The following is a 16,795-nucleotide window of genomic DNA, read 5'->3' on the forward strand; positions in this document are numbered from 1 at the left end:
GCCGCCATGCAAACCACCTTTACCCCCGCGCAGTTGCAGGATCCTGACACGCAGCGCAGCAACGAAATCCTGCGCGCCTGTGTGCACTGCGGCTTCTGCACGGCGACCTGCCCGACCTATCAGGTCTTGGGCGATGAGTTGGACAGCCCGCGCGGCCGCATCTACCTGATCAAGGACATGCTGGAGAACGACCGCGACCCGGACCCGAAGACGGTTCAGCATATCGACCGCTGCCTCTCTTGCCTCGCCTGTATGACGACCTGCCCCTCGGGCGTGCATTACATGCATCTGGTCGATCACGCCCGCGCCTATATCGAAGAGCGTTACAAGCGCCCCATGGGGGAACGTGCCCTGCGCTGGATGTTGGCGCAGATTCTGCCCTATCCCACACGGTTTCGGCTGGCGCTGCTCGGGGCCAAGATCGGACGGCCCTTTGCCCGGCTGATGCCCGACGCGCGGCTGCGCGCCATGCTGGAAATGGCCCCCAAGACGGTCCCCCCGGTCAGCCGCAACGATGACCCGCAGAGCTTTCCCGCCCAAGGCAAGCCGCTGCGGCGGGTGGCCCTGATGACCGGCTGCGCCCAAAAGGCGCTGAACACCGATATCAACGACGCCACGATCCGGCTGCTGACCCGCGCGGGCTGTGAGGTGGTGGTGGCCGAAGGGGCGGGCTGTTGCGGTGCGCTGACCCACCACATGGGCAAGACCGATGAGAGCCACACCCACGCCGCCCGCAACATCCGCGCATGGCGGGCCGAGATCGACGGCGAGGGGCTGGATGCCATTGTGATCAACACCTCGGGCTGCGGCACCACGGTCAAGGACTATGGCCATATGTTCCGCAATGACCCGCTGGCAGAGGATGCGGCGCGGGTCTCGGCCCTTGCGAAGGATGTGACGGAACTGCTGGCAGAGCTGGGACTGCCCTTTGTCGAACCGGCAGCGTCGGGCATGGTCGTCGCCTATCACGCGGCCTGCTCGCTGCAACATGGGCAGCAGATCAAGGCCACGCCGAAGACCCTGTTGAAACAGGCGGGATTCACGGTGGTGGAACCGGCGGACAGTCACCTCTGCTGTGGCTCGGCGGGCACCTACAATTTGATGCAGCCCGAGATTTCGGCCAAGCTGAAAGAGCGCAAGATCAAGACCTTGGAGGCCAAATCGCCGGACGTAATCGCGGCGGGCAATATTGGCTGCATGATGCAGATCGGATCGGGTACCGGGGTGCCGGTGGTGCATAGCGTCGAACTGCTCGATTGGGCCTGTGGCGGGCCGAAACCGCCCGCGCTCAGCCGTGATCCCGATGCGCCTGCGCAGGTGCCGCGTTTGCGTTAAGCCTGCGCCGTATTTTCGCCGCAACTCCCCTATATCCGCCAAGTAAACATGGTTTCGAGGTGCATTTTGCGACAATTCTGGGCGGCTATTCTCGGGGTCTTTACCCTTGCCACGGCGGCGCTGGCCCAAGACAGCGCGCTCAAGGCGCTCGACAATGGTGTGGATGCCGCCGCTTGGGAGGCGGTGGGCCGGCTCGACATCGGCGGGACAGGCTTTTGCACCGGCACCCTGATCGCCCCGCGTCTGGTGCTGACCGCCGCGCATTGCCTGTTTGACCGCGAAACCAAGGCCCGGATCGACCATGGCGAAGTGCAGTTCCTCGCCGGTTGGCGCAATGGCCGCGCCGGGGCCTACCGAGACATTCGCCGCGCCGTGGTGCATCCCGATTACGTCTACGACGGTGAGGTCTCCTCGGGCCGGGTGCGGAACGACCTGGCGCTTTTGGAACTCTCGCGCCCGATCCGAAACACCACCATCCGCCCCTTCGGCACTGCCGCACGTCCGCGCCCCGGCGACCGTGTGGGCGTGGTCAGCTATGCCCGCGACCGGGCCGAGGCACCGTCTTTGCAAGAGGTCTGCAAGGTGCTGGCCCAGCAAGAGGGGGTTCTGGTGACCTCCTGCGCGGTTGATTTCGGCTCAAGCGGGGCGCCGATCTTTAGCTTTGTCGCAGGCGAGGCGCATATCGTCTCCGTCGTCTCGGCCAAAGCCGAGGTCGAGGGCGCGCAGGTCTCGCTCGGCACGGCGCTTGGCGCGCCTCTGGCGCTGCTGCAAGCGGAACTGGTGGCAGGCAAGGGCGTGTTCCTGGATTCCAACCCCGCAGGCAAGCGCATCCGCGTCGGAGAAGAGCGCGGCACCGGGGCGAAATTTATCCGCCCGTAATTCTGCACAGCAGGACTTGAAAGCGCGCAAATCCTTTCCCACATGAGCCTTGCCGAGGTGCCTCAATAGGGCTTCGGCGCTTGAAAAAACCGGGTCTGTCCAATGGTGGAAGGCCCGATATGTCAATCGCTCACTGATGAGGATGAACACATGCGTAGCTTTGATTTCGCACCCCTTTACCGCTCCAGCGTTGGTTTCGACCAGATCGCCAATATGATGGACCGGGTTCTGACAAATGATGGGGCCACCCCCAGCTATCCCCCCTATAATATCGAAAAGCTCGATAACGATGCCTATCGCATCTCGATCGCCGTCGCCGGTTTTTCGGACAGCGACCTGAGCGTCGAAGTGCGTGAGAAGGCGCTGATCGTCTCCGCCCGCAAGGCGGATGAAGATGAGGCCAAGACCTATCTGCATCGCGGCATCGCGACCCGGGCTTTTGAGCGTCGTTTCCATCTGGCGGACCACGTTCAGGTCATCGGCGCGGCCCATGCCAATGGCATGTTGCATATCGAGCTTGAGCGTCAGGTGCCCGAGGCTCTGAAACCGCGTCAGATCACCATCTCTTCCGAGGTAAAGGCGATCGACAAGGACGTGGTTGACGCCAAATCCGTGAACTAAGCCTACCCGTTCCAACGCTTTGCAAAGGCCCGCTTTTGGCGGGCCTTTTTTGTGAGCGGCGCGGCCCCTGCGTGGGTGAATATCTGCCGAAGGCTAAGCTCGAAAACGGCGGCTTTCTGCTGCGCGAGGCATGGGGAGAAACCGAGCGAAAGCTGTCGGGTTGAGTGGGGGACCGGGCAGGCGTGCCCGGGCAACAGCGTGCAAAGTACCGCACGCGCAATGAAAGGAAGAACCATGACGACCTATGCAAATTCCCTACGCAAGCTTTCCCTGACGACGGCTGTCGCCGCTCTTATGGCTGCGCCGGTTGCCGCACAGACGCTGGACGCCGGTGTCGGCACCGATGCCACCGCCGATTTGGCTGGCACGGAGCTGGACACGACAGCCGGAGCCGAGGTGAATGGCACCATGACCACCGAGCAAGCCATCGACGAAACCGCGTCCTCTGACATTGAGGCGGATGCCGATATCGCGCTGGATGGCAGCAGCCTGGCCGTCGCTTCAGATGACACTGTCATCGGCACGATCTCGAACGCAGAGCCGCAAGCGGACGGTTCCGTGCGCTACTCCATTGATCTGGCCGAAGGCTTCGCCGCCAATAGTGACCGCGCAGTCGTGCAGATCGACCAAGAGGTCGATGCCGATGGCCAGTTGGTCATCGGTATGACGGGCGAAGAATTCGCCGCGGCCCTGTCCCAACGTGTGAATGTGGACGGCGCGGCGCAGACCCGCACCAACTAAGGCGGGTCACTCTAGGGCGTATCTCTCCCCCGCCCGGAAGCCGGCAGCATGAAAGTGCTGTCGGCTTTTTTGCGCGCGGGGTTGGCACTGTCTTGCAAAGAGGCCAGAAGGGGGCTACCCCAATTTAGTTATGATATAACATCTCGAATCATGACGCAGGCCAAATCACGGAGAACGACATGCCCCAAACTACCGCATCCCCCCTATTCTTCCTGACACTCAGCGCGGGCCTTGCCCTTTCGGCCCCGGTCTTGGCCGAAACGAAAGAGGCATCGCACGACCACGATCATTCCCATGCGCATGACCACGCCCGCGACCGGAACGACATTTACAAAGGCTACTTCGATGACGCGCAGATCAAGGATCGGCCCTTGTCGGATTGGGCGGGCGAGTGGCAATCGGTCTACCCGCTGTTGCAGCAGGGCGCGCTGGACGCGGTGATGCAGCACAAGGCCGAGCACGGCGACAAGACGGCGGCGGAGTACAAGGCCTATTACGAGGTCGGCTATGCCACCGATGTGGACCGCATCACCATTGACGGCAATGCCGTGACCTTCTTCCGGGACGGTGATCCGGTGCAAGGGCGCTATGCCAGCGATGGTTATGAGGTGCTGACCTACAAGAAGGGCAACCGCGGCCTGCGCTATGTCTTTGCCAAAGAGGGCGGCGATGCCGAGGCGCCGGAATATATCCAGTTCAGCGACCATATCATCGCGCCGCAAAAGGCCGATCACTATCACCTCTACTGGGGCGACGACCGCGCCGAGGTGCTAAAGGAGTTGACCAACTGGCCGACCTATTTCCCCGCCGAGCTGAGCGCGTCTGAGATCGCGGCGGATATGCAGGCGCATTAAGGGCGGCCCGCGGCATGACTGGCAAAAAGCGAAACCTGCGCAGCGGGCTGAAACGGCGGCGGCGTCAGGGGAACCCGATGGCGGCCTTTGACCAACTGCCGCCGCCCCTGCGGGCATGGCTCGCGCAGGCGGCGCTGCCGTGGTCGCCGCGTTCGGCGCAACGGCTGTGGTGTCGGGCGTTGCAGCGCTGCGAAGGGGATGTGGCGCAAGCGGTCTCGCATCTTTCGCGGGCGGAGCGCCGGATGCTGGCACAGGACCGGCTGACGCAATAGCCCAATGCAAAACGGGGCGCGCTATGGCACGCCCCGTTTCTTTAACTTCCGCCGGTGCTTAGACCGACAGGCAGACGTATTTCATCTCAAGATAGTCTTCGATCCCGTGGTGCGACCCTTCGCGCCCGAGGCCGGATTGCTTGACCCCGCCAAAGGGCGCAAGCTCGGTCGAGATGATGCCGGTGTTGACGCCGACGATGCCATATTCCAGCGCCTCGGCCACCTTGTAGACGCGGCTGAGATCCTTGGCGTAGAAATAGGAGGCAAGGCCGAAGATCGTGTCGTTCGCCATGGCGATCACGTCATCCACATCGTGGAACTTGAAGAGCGGCGCGAGCGGGCCGAAGGTCTCTTCCTTGGCGACCTTCATGTCCTGCGTCACGCCGGTCACGATGGTGGGCCCGAAGAAGTTGCCGCCCATGTCGTCCTTGGCGTTGCCCAGAATGATCTCGGCCCCGTTGTCGACCGCATCCTTGATGTGCTCTCGCACCTTATCCGAGGCTTCGGGGTTGATGAGCGGGCCAAGGTCGGTGCCTTCTTCAAGGCCATCACCGACCTTCATCTGGCTTACGCGCTCCTTCAGTTTCTGGGCGAAGGCGTCATAGACACCCGCCTGCACGTAGATCCGGTTCGCACAAACGCAGGTTTGGCCGTTGTTGCGGAACTTGCACATGATTGCCCCCTCGACCGCCGCATCGAGATCGGCGTCGTCGAAGACGATGAAGGGCGCGTTGCCGCCCAGTTCCATCGAACATTTCATCACCTGATCGGCGGCCTGTTTCAGCAAGATGCGCCCGACCTCGGTAGAGCCGGTGAAGGTCAGCTTGCGCACCGCCGGGTTTTCGCAGAACTCCTTGCCCACGGCGGACGACGATGAGGAGGGCACCACGTTGAACACGCCCGCCGGAATGCCCGCGCGCTCGGCCAAAACCCCCATGACGATGGCCGAGAGCGGCGTCTCCGCCGCCGGGCGCGCCACAAAGGAACAGCCCGCCGCCAGCGCTGGCGCGGCTTTGCGGGTGATCATCGCGTTGGGGAAGTTCCACGGCGTGATCGAGGCCGCGACGCCGATGGGCTGTTTCATCACCATGATGCGCTTGTCGCGCTGATGGCCGGGGATCATCTCTCCGTAGACGCGCTTGGCCTCTTCGCCGAAGAACTCGATGAAGGACGCGCCATAGGCGATCTCGCCCTTGGCTTCGGCCAGCGGCTTGCCCTGTTCGGCGGTGAGGATGGTGCCCAGATCGTCCTGGTTCTCCATCATCAGGTCGAACCATTTGCGCAGCACGGCGGCGCGTTCCTTGCCGGTCCAGCTGGCCCAGTCCTTTTGCGCCTTCTCGGCTTGGGCAATCGCGCCTGCGACCTGCGCGCGGCTGAGGTCGGCGACCTGTGCGATGACATCGCCCCGCGCGGGATTGGTCACGTCAAATGTACCGTCGTCGCCTTCGACCCATTGGCCGCCGATATAGGCGCGGGTTTCAAGCAGGCTGGGGTCTTTCAGCAGTGATTTCAGATCCGTCTTAGCATCAGTCATGTCATCTCTCCGCTATTCTCTATAGCCTCCAAAGCAACAACGAGTATGATTGTCCAGTTAAGTTTGATCAAATCCGGGGTGGGAGACCCAAATGATGCTAGATGACGCCTATGCAAACGCTGCCTATATCGACGGGGCCGACGGCTTTCCGCCCCGCTGGGAAAAGGAGGCAGCGGCATTCCGCGCGTCACTGGGCGCGCGGGCGCAGCTTAACGTGCGCTATGGCCCGTCAGACCGTCAAAAGTTCGACTTCTTCCAGCCCGAGGGTGTCTCGCGCGGCACGGCGGTCTTTGTGCATGGCGGCTATTGGAAGGCTTTCGACAAGAGCTATTGGTCGCATCTGGCCGCTGGTCCGCTGGCGCGGGGCTATGCCGTGGCGATGCCGTCCTATGACCTCTGCCCCGATGTGCGCATTTCCGAGATTTCCAGCCAGATCGCCGCGGCGCTGACCGAAGTGGCGAACCGCACACAGGGCACCATCGTGTTGTCGGGCCATTCGGCGGGCGGGCATTTGGTGGCCCGCATGACCGACCCGCTGCTGTTGGGGGCCGAGGTGCGCGACCGGATCACGCGGATCGTGCCGATCTCGCCCGTGGCCGATCTGGCACCCTTGTTGCAAACCGAGATGAACGACACCCTGCGGCTGGATGAGGCCGAAGCCGCCGCGGAAAGCCCGATCAGGATGACCCCGCCCCATGGCGTGGATGTCACCGTGTGGGTCGGCGCGGCGGAGCGGCCCGTCTTCCTTGAACAGGCCGAGAATTTCGCCCGCAGTTGGGGCGCGAAACATGTGGTGGCCGAGGGCAAGCACCATTTCGACGTGATCGATCCGCTGTCAGAGGCGGACAGCGACCTGACCAAGGCGCTGCTGGGCAGCTAAGGCCCGCATTCTCCGGCAAATGTCCCGCCTTATTGCGCGTAAGGCATTTGCCGCAGTGCCGCGGAAACACTATGTCAGAGGGGCAAAGGCCCCTGTTCGGCCGCGCGACCTAATGGAAAGGGCCGAAGATGAGAATCGTTAAATGGGTGTTTTGGGTGACCGTCTGGGTGCTGGTGGGGGCGTTCTTTCACTATACCCTGCCGCAGACCGATATCGTGCGTGTCACGGACACCTATGAAAAGCGGATCGACTTCGGCAACAACTCGATCTTCTGGTCCGGCTCCGCGACCGATAGCGCGGGCCAAGCGGTCAACCGCGATGTCTTTTTCATCCAGACACGCCGGGCCAAGGGCGATGTCATGGTCTACCGCAACGAAGACACGGGCTGGGGCTGGCCGCCCTATTTCAAGTTCGACACCGCCAACCTTCAGGCCGAGGCGGCGGATGCCCGCAGCACCACCGGCGCGCCGCAGTATTACGCGTTAAAGCACTACGGCTGGCGCAGTGAGCTACTGTCGATCTACCCCAATGCCATCTCGCTTCGCCCGGTCGAGGGGCCGGAGGCGAGCAAGGGCATCCCCTTCGTGACCATCATCGTGCTGACCCTCGCCGCGGCGCTGTTCTATGCGATCTGGGTGCGTTGGCGGCGGTTCCGCCGGGCGCGGCTAGACCCAAAGATCGAGGCGATCGAGGATGACATCGCCGCGCGGCGGGGCCGCTTTGCCCGCTGGCGGGCCGAACGACGCGCGCGGAAATAACCTCACCACGAACTGCAGGCGCTGAGCGGGGCAAGAAGTGCCCCGCGGTCAGCTTAATTCTGGTATTCCATCCTATATGGACATCATCCTCGTCACCACGGTCATCGCGTCGCTCTTTGTCGTTATCGGCTTGGCGGAGCCTTTGGCGGCGCGGCTGCAATTGCCCTACAGCGTGATCCTTGCGGTACTGGGCATCCTGATCGGGGTCTCGGCGACCTTTTTCCTGCGCACCGATCTGACGGATGCGCTGAACCCGGTGGCGGCGGCCATTCTGGGGCTGCCGATCCGGTCAAACGTCTTTCTTTATGTCTTCCTGCCGACGCTGCTGTTTCAGGCGACATTGGGCATGAACTTGCGGCGTATGGTCGACGACTGGGTGCCCATTCTGGTGCTGGCGGTGGTGGCCGTGGTGGTGGCGACGGTCAGCATCGGCTACGCGCTGTTCTGGGTCAGTGCGATCCCGCTGGCGGCCTGTCTGCTGATCGGGGCCATCGTCTCGACCACGGACCCTTCGGCGGTGGTCTCGATCTTTCGCTCGATCTCGGCCCCGCGGCGGCTTGCGCGGATCATTGAGGGCGAAAGCCTGCTGAACGATGCCGCCGCCATCGCGCTTTTCGGTCTATTCATGGGCTATGTCATGCTGGGCATTCCCGACCCGGAACTGGGCACTGCGCTTGCGCAATTCCCGATGCTGATCGCAGGCGGAGCGTTAGTGGGCTGGCTCGGCGCGCGGATCGCGGTTTGGGTCATGGCGCTGTTTGCGCGGCATGAATTGGCGCAGCAGTCGATCTCGGTCGCGCTGCCCTATCTGGCCTATATCGTGGCCGAGCAAAGCGTCGGTGCGTCGGGGGTGATTGCCGTGGTGGCGGCGGGGCTGACGCTGAACCTCACGGCACCGGGGCGGCTGCCGCCACAGGCGTTGACCAACCTGCGCGAACTTTGGGACGTGCTGGCCCATTGGGCCGGGGCGCTGATCTTTATCCTCGCCGCCCTGCTGATCCCGCGGTTGTTGGAAGAAGTCCGGTTGGAGGATTTCTTTCTTATCGCCGTGGTCGTGGTCGCTGCCATTTTCGCCCGCGCGGTGATCCTTTTCGGCCTGCTGCCCCTGCTGACGGCGGCAAAGCTCTCGCCTGCGGTCGAGCGGCCCTATCGGGTGGCGATCCTCTGGGGGGGGCTGCGCGGGGCGGTCACGCTGGCGCTGGCACTGGCGGTGACGGAAAGCGTGCGGGTGCCGGATGACATTCAGCGGATCGTGGGTATCTTGGCCACCGGCTTCACGCTCTTTACCTTGTTGGCTCAGGGTACGACATTGCGTTTGATCATCGGGCGGCTGGGGCTTGATCAACTCTCGCCCATCGACCACGCGCTGTCGCGACAGGTCATCGCCGTGGCTTTGCAGACCGTGCGCGAAGACGTGGCCCAAACGACCGAGAATTACGATCTGAACCGCGACATCGTGCGCTCCGAGGCGAAGCGTTTCGGCGAACGGCTTGAGACAGCGGTCAAGACCGCGGAGGAGGCGACCGATATCCTTGATCGCGACCGCATCGCGCTTGGGTTGATCGCACTGGCGGGGCATGAGCGTGACACGATCCTTGCGCGGGTGCGGGAGCGGACGATCTCGGCCCGGATGGCCGACCTGGTGCTCTCGGATGCGGACCGGCTGATCGAAGGGGCGCGGACCCAAGGCCGCAGCGGCTATCAACGCGCGGCCCGGCGCAGCGTGGCCTATGGGCGCACTTTTCGTGCGGCGGCGGTGCTGCACGGGCGCTACGGCGTATCGGGGCCGCTGGCGCGGATGACGGCGGATCGTTTTGAAATGCTGCTGTCGCAACGGTTGATCCTGAGGGATCTGGGCACCTTCATCGATGGCCGCATTCGCCGGATCCATGGGCGACGGGTGGCGGAATTGCTGCATGACCTGCTGGCGCGCCGCATCGAAGGGATTGAGACCGCGCTGGAGGGGCTGCGCTTGCAGTATCCCGGCTACGCCGAAGAGCTGGAACGGCGTTTCATCCGCCGCACCGCGCTGCGTTTGGAAGAGCGCGAATATACATTGATGCGCGAAGACGGTCTCTTTGGGGCCGAAGTCTATACCGCCTTGATGCAGGAACTGGCCACCCGGCGCACCGCGGCGGAGGGGCGGCCGGGCCTTGACCTCGCCGTGCGGCGGGGCGCTTTCATCGAACAGTTTCCACTGTTTGCGGATTTGGGGGAAGGCGCGCTCAAACGGCTGAGCCGCGCGCTCAAGACCCGCTATGTCGATATCGGCGATGTGGTCTTGCACAAGGAAAGCCCCGCGCGCAGCGTGTTCTTCATCGCCTCCGGTGCAGTCGAACTGGAAAGCGCGGGCCAGACTTGGCGTTTGGGGCGGGGGGAGATGTTCGGCCAGATGGCCATCCTGACGAACCGCGTCCGCCGGGTGGATGTGCGGGCCATCGCGCCGACCACGCTTTTGGTTCTGGACGAAGACCGGTTCCGCCGCCTGCTGGAACGAAGCGCGGCCCTGCGCGAGGCGGTGCGTGCCAGTGCGGAGAAGCGCGGGATCGACCCGGTGGATCTGATCTCGGGTGGGCGGGGGTAGCTCGGCGCGTCAAACGCTGGTGGGGCGTTTGGGGCCGGTGTGGTGCAGGGTATTTGGGAAAGGATGAAGATAGGGGGGGTGCGGCCGGTAGGGGCGGCCGCACCTTTGGCTTGGGTTAGTCGTCGGGGGTGATTTCGCCGGTGGTGGCGTCGATTAGCAGGTCGCGTTCGCCGGTGGCGTCGGTCAGTTCGACTTCATAAACCATGCGGTCATCTTCATCGTCGAGCGAGACTTCCTCGACCCATGTGCCGTCTTGGCCTTCAAGTTCGGTCAGCGCAGTCATCAGCACATCGCGGGCCGTGCCAGCGGCGCGCAATTCGTCTTCTTGGAAGAGGCCGCTGAGGAAGCTGGTAAGCTGCTCTTCGGACTGCTTCATCACCTCACCAGTGGCGGCGTTGACAATGACTTCGTAAACGGCTTCGCCGCGAACGAGGTCGATCTCATAGACCAGCGCGTCGCCTTCGGTCTCGATCTCAGCCTCCAGCACGCCGCCGTCGATGCTGCTTTGCGCGGCTTTGATGGCCTGGGACATGCTGATGCGCTCGGCCTCGGGGGCGGTCTCTTGCGCGAAGAGGGCTGCGGGGGCGAGCAGGAGCGAAGTGGCGAGGGCGGTGAACTTATGTGTCATGAGAAACCTCTTGCGTTGTGGTGTGTCGGGCCGCGGGGCGGCGTTCACGGCTCAACGCTTGACGCGGGGGGCTGTTCCAGACGGGAGAGGCGGGGCGGCACTAATCTGCGAAAAGCCCTGCGGGCTGGACGATCGCGCGGGCCTCGTCTTCGGTCACCTTGAGGAAATGGGCGAGGGCTGCGGTGTTGGTTCCGAGGTCGGCGTATTCGGAGAGCCGGCTGTAGTTTGCGAATTGGGCGTCGCGGATTTGGTCGACTTCATGCAGCATGTTGCCGCGGACCGTGGGGAGCAGGCGGGACAGGTTTTCTTGCGATGTTTGCGCGCCGCTGAGGCCGATGCGCCGGGCGTGGCTGCAAAGATAGGCGTCGGTCAGTTTGCATTCCAGTTCAAGCATGCGCACCTGCGCGCGGTCCGAGGCGAAATCGCGCAGCAGGTCGAGGTTCGACGTATCGATGCAGACGATCAGCCGCGGGCTGTCGTAGTAGTCGTAGAGCATCCGCATCAGGGCGCGGCGATGGCGGGTGCGCTTCTCCAGCGTGGTTTGAATGCCGCCGAGATCGGGCAGAGGGGTGTCTTCTTCGTTGAAGAGGAAATCCACTGCCGGAAAGCCGGTTTGCTGGCGTATCCGTCCGACCAGCCGTTTTGCCACATGCCATTTCTTGGCGATGATGATCAGCAGTTCACGTTCGCGGCCAAGGCTGGATTCCGTCTCCCAAAAGCGGGGGGCGAAGCGGCGGCCGATGCGGCCCCGCACGGTGAGGAATTCGAAGAGGTTGCGGCCTTCGTCGCTGATCTGGAACGGCACCCCTTGGGCAGCGTAGAGCAGGCCGAGGCGGCGTTTGAGGTCCAGTGCCTCGGGGCTGATTTTACGGGCGAAGAGGTGGTTCTGGCCGAGCAGCAGGTCATAGTGGTCATTGTAGAAGGTGACCGGCATGCCGTAGTCGGAAAACAGCAGGAAGGTCAGGCTGCGGTTGGCGATTTCGCCCTCGGGGACGAGGTGGCGCACGAGGGTTTGAAAGAAGGTCTCATCCGGGATCCAGGTGCTGCGGAAAAAGCGGATCACGTCGGGGCGCTCGTGGCTGAATGCCATCAGCGCCTCCACGGTGCGGCGGCGCAGGCACCACCATTGGCTGCCGATTTGCACCTGAAGGTCGGCAGGGATCTTGCGGGTGAGACCAAGGCGTTTCTGGGCCTCGAACATTGCATAGAAGCGTTTGCGCTGTGTGCGTTCGTTGAACCAGTGGCGATAGATCAGCCGCTCTTCTTTCCAGCCGGTCTTGATCCAATCGCTTTCGAAGTAATCCACGCTTTCGATGAAGTCGGTGTCATTCTCATCGAGGAACCGATGCGCGTATTCGGCGGATTTGATTGCCATGCAATCGCCAGAGAGCAGGTAGAAATGCGTGGCGCGCGGGAAGGCTTCCATCGCGGCGGTGAGCGTGTCGAGCGTGGCTTGCACCAAGGACCATTCGCCCCAGCCGCAGCGGATGCGCTTGCGCGGGAATGTGACGTTTGGGTTGTCGCACAGGGCCGCGGTGACCTGGGCGTAGTCTTCGGCACTGGCGGAGGCGTCGAAGTGGATCGCCATGTAATCGCCCACGGCGGTCAGCCGCTCGGCCTGCCGGATGATGGCCTCCGGATCCTTGTGGCACAGCAGGATATAGGCAATTTTCGCCATGCAGGATACCGAATGTCCTTGTCGCGGCCCGCTTGCATCGGCCTTTTGTCGTGGATCACCTTCCTAGTTAATCCTGAAGACCGATTGAATAAACAGCATTTCTTTGCTTTTTTGCACCGAGGTCTGACTGTTGCTTAAAACAGCCAGCGCCAGCAGGAGGCAGGACGCGCATGGGTTTTCCCGGAACATGGATGACGGAAAGTGAGAGCATGGTGTACCGCGTGGTGCCCAAATGCGCCTGTTCGACCATCGGCCAGATCATGTATTATTCCGATCATGGCGCATTCTTCGATGGCGACATCCATGATGCCAAATCAGGCATTCATAAATGGGCCTTGGATGGGTCGCAGGGGCCGATTACCGAGAATGTGACGGCGCGCAAGTCCTATGCCTTTACCTGTGTGCGCAACCCTTACACGCGGATCCTGTCGTCTTTCTTTGACAAGATTTGCGGCATTCAGCGCAACGGGCGGCGCTATCGCGGCAATCTGGTGCCGCTGCTGGTACAGAAATACGGGATCGACGTGGGCGGTGAGGACGGCAAGCAGGAGTTCGACCAGATCGCGAGCTTCCGGCGGTTCCTGCTGTTCGCGCGCGATAGCATTCGTTGGCGGCGGCCAATGGACCCGGATATTCACTGGTCGGCGGTCTCGGGTCATGTCAGCACGTTCATCGTCAACGGCGGCACCTACGACCAGATCTTCTGGACCGAGCGGTTCAACGATGGGATGCAGCAGGTGCTTGATGCCGTAGAGGCGCCGCACCCTGTCGATCTGGCGGCGATCCCGCGTTTCAACGAAAGCGAAGGCCATGGGCCTAAGCGGGCGCATCCGGTCGAAGATTACTTCGACGATCTGTCGATGCATCTGATGCGCGAGATCTACAAGCGCGACTTCGATCTGTTCAAATATGACTTCGACAACCCCGGCAATAAGCAGCCTCTGGGGGAGATCGATTTGGATGAGGTACACGCCAAACTCGGTGACTGAGCGGCAGCATCTTGCACCGGGGCGGGGGGCGCTCTACATGCTTTGGCATGTCACAGGTCAAGTCCAGTTCCAAATCCGATCCGAATTACAAGGTGATCGCCGAAAACCGCCGCGCGCGGTTTGATTACGCGATCGAAGAAGATATCGAATGCGGTATCATCCTTGAGGGATCCGAGGTGAAATCCCTACGCGAAGGCGGGGCGAATATCGCCGAGAGCTATGCCGCCGTGGAGGATGGCGAACTGTGGTTGGTGAACGCCTATGTGGCGCCCTACAAACAGGCCAAGACCTTTCAGCATGAGGAGCGCCGCCGGCGCAAACTGTTGGTCAGCCGTAAGCAATTGGCCGATCTGTGGAATGCGACACAGCGCAAGGGCATGACGCTGGTGCCCTTGGTGATGTATTTCAACCATCGCGGCATGGCGAAGATCAAGATCGGTGTGGCTAAGGGTAAGAAGCTGCACGACAAGCGCGAGACGGCAGCCAAGCGCGATTGGTCGCGGCAGAAGCAGCGGTTGTTGAAGGATCACGGGTAGGTTTCGCTTCGACCGAGATTACCACCGGCCCGGAATCAAGCCGCAGGCGCCGGGCCATCGCCTGCCCGCCCCGCCGGGTAGGCGATTTGGTAAGGTTTGGCGCAGCTTCGCGAGCGTACATCACGGTTGAGACATAAAGTGGCATGAACCGACGTCACATCGCCCACCCGCGGGCAGGCGATGGCCCTCAGCACGCCTCGCCGCCCCCCTTCCACTTGCCAGCATCCCCTGCCGGTTATAGGCATGGGCAACGCCCGCGACGAAGGAGGCCCCCATGGCCGACGATCCCAAGACATTGGTGTCAACCGATTGGTTGGCTCAGCATCTGAAAGACCCGGACCTGCGCATCCTTGATGCCTCGTGGTATCTGCCCGACGCCGGGCGCGATCCGAAGGCGGAGTATGACGCTGCGCATATCCCCGGCGCGCGCTTTTTCGACATCGACGATATCTCAGACGCGCGTTCGGACCTGCCGCATATGGCCCCGCCGATCGAGAAATTCATGTCGCGGCTGCGCGCCATGGGTGTGGGCGATGGGCATCAGGTGGTTGTCTATGATGGCGCGGGGCTGATGTCCGCCGCGCGGGTCTGGTGGCTGTTCCGCCTGATGGGGCAAGAGAATATCGCCGTGCTGGATGGCGGGCTGCCCAAATGGCAGGCCGAGGGGCGCGAGACCGAAGACATGCCCCCCGTGCCACGCGACCGCCATATGACCGTGCGCTTCCAGAACCAACTGGTGCGCGACGTGACACAGGTGGCCCATGCCTCCAAACTCGGCGATCCGCAGATCATCGACGCCCGCGCCGCAGCACGTTTCCGCGGCGATGCGCCTGAACCGCGCGCGGGACTGCGTGCGGGCCATATTCCCGGCGCGCGCAATGTGCCCTTCACCGATTTGCTCAACGACGACAAAACGATGAAGACCCCCGAAGAGACCCGCGCCATTTTCGAGGCGGCGGGCGTGGACCTGTCGAAACCCGTCATCACCTCCTGCGGCTCGGGCATCACCGCCGCCGTGCTGGCGCTGGCGCTGGAGCGGATGGGCCACCGCAAATGGTCGCTCTACGATGGTTCTTGGGCAGAATGGGGCATGTTCCCCACCGTGCCCGTGGCCACCGGCGCGGCTTAATCCTTTACCGTTACCTTCCAACCGGAGAACCCAATGTTCGAGACGCTCAAGGCGCAACCCGCCGATAAGATCCTCGCCCTTGTACAGGCCTACCGCGAAGACCCGCGCGACACGAAGATCGACCTCGGCGTCGGTGTCTACAAAGACGCCAGTGGCAACACCCCGGTGATGCGCGCCGTCAAAGCCGCCGAGCAGCGCATCTGGGAAAACCAGGAAACCAAGGTCTACACCGGTCTGGCCGGCGATCCGGCCTATACCAATGCGATGGCCGCACTGGTTCTGGGCGACGCCGTGCCGCGCGGCGCGATTGCCGCCGCCGCCACCCCCGGTGGCACCGGTGCCGTGCGTCAGGCCTTTGAACTGGTGCGTATGGCCAACCCCGAAGCGCGGGTGTTCGTCTCTGACCCAACATGGCCGAACCACCTGTCGATCCTGTCCTATCTGGGCATGGAGGTGGTGAACTACCGCTATTTCGACAGCGCGACCGGCGGCGTGAACTTCGACGGCATGATCGAAGACCTCAAGACCGCCAAGAAGGGCGATGTGGTCCTGCTGCATGGCTGCTGCCACAACCCAACGGGCGCGAACCTCAACAGCGCGGAGTGGGACGCGGTGATCGACGTGCTGCAAAACACCGGTGCCGTGCCGATGATCGACATCGCCTATCAGGGCTTTGGCGACGGGTTGGAAGCGGATGCTGCCGCGACGCGCAAGGTGGCCGCTTCGGTGCCCGAATGTCTGATCGCGGCAAGCTGCTCCAAGAACTTTGGCATCTACCGCGAACGGACCGGCATTCTGATGCTGGTGGCCGCCGAGGCGGCGCAGGGGCTGAACCAAGCTACCCTGGCCTTTCTCAACCGCCAGAACTACAGCTTCCCGCCCGATCACGGCGCGCGGATCGTGTCGACCATCCTGACTGATGACGACCTCAAGGCCGACTGGATGGCCGAGCTGGAAGACGTGCGCAACGCCATGCTGGGTCTGCGAGAGCAACTGGCGGATGAGTTGCAGAAACTCTCCGGGTCGGATCGCTTTGGCTTCCTTGCACAGCACCGGGGCATGTTCTCGCGCCTTGGCACCACGCCGGATAAGGTCGATGCGCTGCGTGAGAAACATGGCATATATATGGTTGGCGACAGCCGTATGAACATTGCCGGGCTGAACCAGAACAGCGTGCCGATCCTTGCCCGTGCGATCATCGACGTCGGTATCTAACGGCATTCCGGGCCGCGCAGGTCGCGGCCCGGAGCGGCTTCCAATTGTTGCCGAGCGATGGGGCCCTGCCTCTATTCCGGCCTGTTTTAATCAAAACTTGGTCGAAATGGCATGTTTAGATAGCGTGAGTGAAAACTCAGGGTCGGGTCAATTTTAGTATCG

The 16,795-nt window shown here is 62.7% G+C and carries 16 protein-coding genes; 13 read left to right on the forward strand and 3 right to left on the reverse strand.

What is annotated here, in order from left to right; translation table 11 throughout:
• The first annotated feature begins 6 nt into the window (after positions 1 to 6).
• From glcF to ACGYLC_RS03060, 6 genes are all read left to right on the forward strand, one after another.
• Positions 7 to 1,335 (forward strand): glycolate oxidase subunit GlcF, encoded by a 1,329-nt coding sequence (gene glcF, locus ACGYLC_RS03035; RefSeq protein WP_394421608.1) that lies wholly within the window; start codon positions 7 to 9, stop codon positions 1,333 to 1,335.
• Between the two features lie 48 nt (positions 1,336 to 1,383).
• Complete coding sequence (locus tag ACGYLC_RS03040; protein ID WP_394398614.1) at positions 1,384 to 2,214, forward strand: trypsin-like serine peptidase; 831 nt, start codon at positions 1,384 to 1,386, stop codon at positions 2,212 to 2,214.
• A gap of 150 nt (positions 2,215 to 2,364) precedes the next feature.
• Complete coding sequence (locus ACGYLC_RS03045) at positions 2,365 to 2,835, forward strand: Hsp20 family protein (RefSeq protein ID WP_067268529.1); 471 nt, start codon at positions 2,365 to 2,367, stop codon at positions 2,833 to 2,835.
• A 234-nt stretch (positions 2,836 to 3,069) separates the two neighbouring features.
• Entirely contained in the window at positions 3,070 to 3,576 is a 507-nt protein-coding gene (locus ACGYLC_RS03050; protein ID WP_394421610.1) for a hypothetical protein, read from the forward strand.
• A 179-nt stretch (positions 3,577 to 3,755) separates the two neighbouring features.
• Positions 3,756 to 4,430, forward strand: a complete 675-nt coding sequence (locus ACGYLC_RS03055; RefSeq protein ID WP_394398620.1) for a metal-binding protein ZinT — start codon at positions 3,756 to 3,758, stop codon at positions 4,428 to 4,430.
• Between the two features lie 14 nt (positions 4,431 to 4,444).
• Entirely contained in the window at positions 4,445 to 4,702 is a 258-nt protein-coding gene (locus ACGYLC_RS03060) for a DUF6525 family protein (protein WP_394421612.1), read from the forward strand.
• Positions 4,703 to 4,760: 58 nt separating this feature from the next.
• Here the strand turns inward: ACGYLC_RS03060 and ACGYLC_RS03065 are convergent, their stop codons facing one another.
• Complete coding sequence (locus tag ACGYLC_RS03065; protein WP_394421614.1) at positions 4,761 to 6,236, reverse strand: NAD-dependent succinate-semialdehyde dehydrogenase; 1,476 nt, start codon at positions 6,234 to 6,236, stop codon at positions 4,761 to 4,763.
• A 91-nt stretch (positions 6,237 to 6,327) separates the two neighbouring features.
• Here ACGYLC_RS03065 and ACGYLC_RS03070 point away from each other — a divergent pair, with 91 nt between their 5' ends.
• From ACGYLC_RS03070 to ACGYLC_RS03080, 3 genes are all read left to right on the forward strand, one after another.
• Complete coding sequence (locus ACGYLC_RS03070) at positions 6,328 to 7,116, forward strand: alpha/beta hydrolase (RefSeq protein ID WP_394421615.1); 789 nt, start codon at positions 6,328 to 6,330, stop codon at positions 7,114 to 7,116.
• Between the two features lie 128 nt (positions 7,117 to 7,244).
• Positions 7,245 to 7,874 (forward strand): DUF1523 family protein, encoded by a 630-nt coding sequence (locus ACGYLC_RS03075; protein ID WP_394421617.1) that lies wholly within the window; start codon positions 7,245 to 7,247, stop codon positions 7,872 to 7,874.
• A gap of 76 nt (positions 7,875 to 7,950) precedes the next feature.
• Positions 7,951 to 10,458 (forward strand): cation:proton antiporter, encoded by a 2,508-nt coding sequence (locus ACGYLC_RS03080; protein ID WP_394421619.1) that lies wholly within the window; start codon positions 7,951 to 7,953, stop codon positions 10,456 to 10,458.
• A 115-nt stretch (positions 10,459 to 10,573) separates the two neighbouring features.
• On the opposite strand, the gene ACGYLC_RS03085 is transcribed toward ACGYLC_RS03080, so the two are convergent.
• Both ACGYLC_RS03085 and ACGYLC_RS03090 read right to left on the reverse strand, forming a co-directional pair.
• Positions 10,574 to 11,086: a PepSY domain-containing protein gene (locus tag ACGYLC_RS03085; protein WP_394421621.1), complete on the reverse strand. Its 513-nt coding sequence runs from the start codon at positions 11,084 to 11,086 to the stop codon at positions 10,574 to 10,576.
• 100 nt (positions 11,087 to 11,186) lie between these two features.
• Positions 11,187 to 12,764: a DUF5928 domain-containing protein gene (locus tag ACGYLC_RS03090; RefSeq protein ID WP_394421623.1), complete on the reverse strand. Its 1,578-nt coding sequence runs from the start codon at positions 12,762 to 12,764 to the stop codon at positions 11,187 to 11,189.
• Between the two features lie 170 nt (positions 12,765 to 12,934).
• Here ACGYLC_RS03090 and ACGYLC_RS03095 point away from each other — a divergent pair, with 170 nt between their 5' ends.
• From ACGYLC_RS03095 to ACGYLC_RS03110, 4 genes are all read left to right on the forward strand, one after another.
• Positions 12,935 to 13,753: a sulfotransferase family protein gene (locus ACGYLC_RS03095; RefSeq protein WP_394421625.1), complete on the forward strand. Its 819-nt coding sequence runs from the start codon at positions 12,935 to 12,937 to the stop codon at positions 13,751 to 13,753.
• 47 nt (positions 13,754 to 13,800) lie between these two features.
• Positions 13,801 to 14,289, forward strand: a complete 489-nt coding sequence (smpB, locus tag ACGYLC_RS03100) for an SsrA-binding protein SmpB (RefSeq protein ID WP_394398638.1) — start codon at positions 13,801 to 13,803, stop codon at positions 14,287 to 14,289.
• 274 nt (positions 14,290 to 14,563) lie between these two features.
• Entirely contained in the window at positions 14,564 to 15,418 is an 855-nt protein-coding gene (sseA, locus tag ACGYLC_RS03105) for a 3-mercaptopyruvate sulfurtransferase (protein WP_394421627.1), read from the forward strand.
• Positions 15,419 to 15,451: 33 nt separating this feature from the next.
• Positions 15,452 to 16,633, forward strand: coding sequence for an aromatic amino acid transaminase (locus tag ACGYLC_RS03110; RefSeq protein ID WP_394421629.1), 1,182 nt, complete (start codon positions 15,452 to 15,454; stop codon positions 16,631 to 16,633).
• The last annotated feature ends 162 nt before the right edge of the window (positions 16,634 to 16,795 follow it).

Source organism: Sulfitobacter sp. 1A12157 (assembly GCF_043557345.1).
GTDB lineage: Bacteria > Pseudomonadota > Alphaproteobacteria > Rhodobacterales > Rhodobacteraceae > Sulfitobacter.

Excerpts from the sequence above, each read along its gene's own strand:
- ACGYLC_RS03110 (WP_394421629.1), top strand. The coding sequence starts at position 15,452 with ATGTTCGAGACGCTCAAGGCGCAACCCGCCGATAAGATCCTCGCCCTT.
- ACGYLC_RS03060 (WP_394421612.1), top strand. The coding sequence starts at position 4,445 with ATGACTGGCAAAAAGCGAAACCTGCGCAGCGGGCTGAAACGGCGGCGG.
- ACGYLC_RS03065 (WP_394421614.1), bottom strand. The coding sequence starts at position 6,236 with ATGACTGATGCTAAGACGGATCTGAAATCACTGCTGAAAGACCCCAGC.
- ACGYLC_RS03045 (WP_067268529.1), top strand. The coding sequence starts at position 2,365 with ATGCGTAGCTTTGATTTCGCACCCCTTTACCGCTCCAGCGTTGGTTTC.
- ACGYLC_RS03085 (WP_394421621.1), bottom strand. The coding sequence starts at position 11,086 with ATGACACATAAGTTCACCGCCCTCGCCACTTCGCTCCTGCTCGCCCCC.
- sseA (WP_394421627.1), top strand. The coding sequence starts at position 14,564 with ATGGCCGACGATCCCAAGACATTGGTGTCAACCGATTGGTTGGCTCAG.
- ACGYLC_RS03050 (WP_394421610.1), top strand. The coding sequence starts at position 3,070 with ATGACGACCTATGCAAATTCCCTACGCAAGCTTTCCCTGACGACGGCT.
- ACGYLC_RS03090 (WP_394421623.1), bottom strand. The coding sequence starts at position 12,764 with ATGGCGAAAATTGCCTATATCCTGCTGTGCCACAAGGATCCGGAGGCC.
- ACGYLC_RS03040 (WP_394398614.1), top strand. The coding sequence starts at position 1,384 with ATGGTTTCGAGGTGCATTTTGCGACAATTCTGGGCGGCTATTCTCGGG.
- ACGYLC_RS03075 (WP_394421617.1), top strand. The coding sequence starts at position 7,245 with ATGAGAATCGTTAAATGGGTGTTTTGGGTGACCGTCTGGGTGCTGGTG.
- smpB (WP_394398638.1), top strand. The coding sequence starts at position 13,801 with ATGTCACAGGTCAAGTCCAGTTCCAAATCCGATCCGAATTACAAGGTG.
- ACGYLC_RS03070 (WP_394421615.1), top strand. The coding sequence starts at position 6,328 with ATGATGCTAGATGACGCCTATGCAAACGCTGCCTATATCGACGGGGCC.
- ACGYLC_RS03080 (WP_394421619.1), top strand. The coding sequence starts at position 7,951 with ATGGACATCATCCTCGTCACCACGGTCATCGCGTCGCTCTTTGTCGTT.
- ACGYLC_RS03055 (WP_394398620.1), top strand. The coding sequence starts at position 3,756 with ATGCCCCAAACTACCGCATCCCCCCTATTCTTCCTGACACTCAGCGCG.
- ACGYLC_RS03095 (WP_394421625.1), top strand. The coding sequence starts at position 12,935 with ATGGGTTTTCCCGGAACATGGATGACGGAAAGTGAGAGCATGGTGTAC.
- glcF (WP_394421608.1), top strand. The coding sequence starts at position 7 with ATGCAAACCACCTTTACCCCCGCGCAGTTGCAGGATCCTGACACGCAG.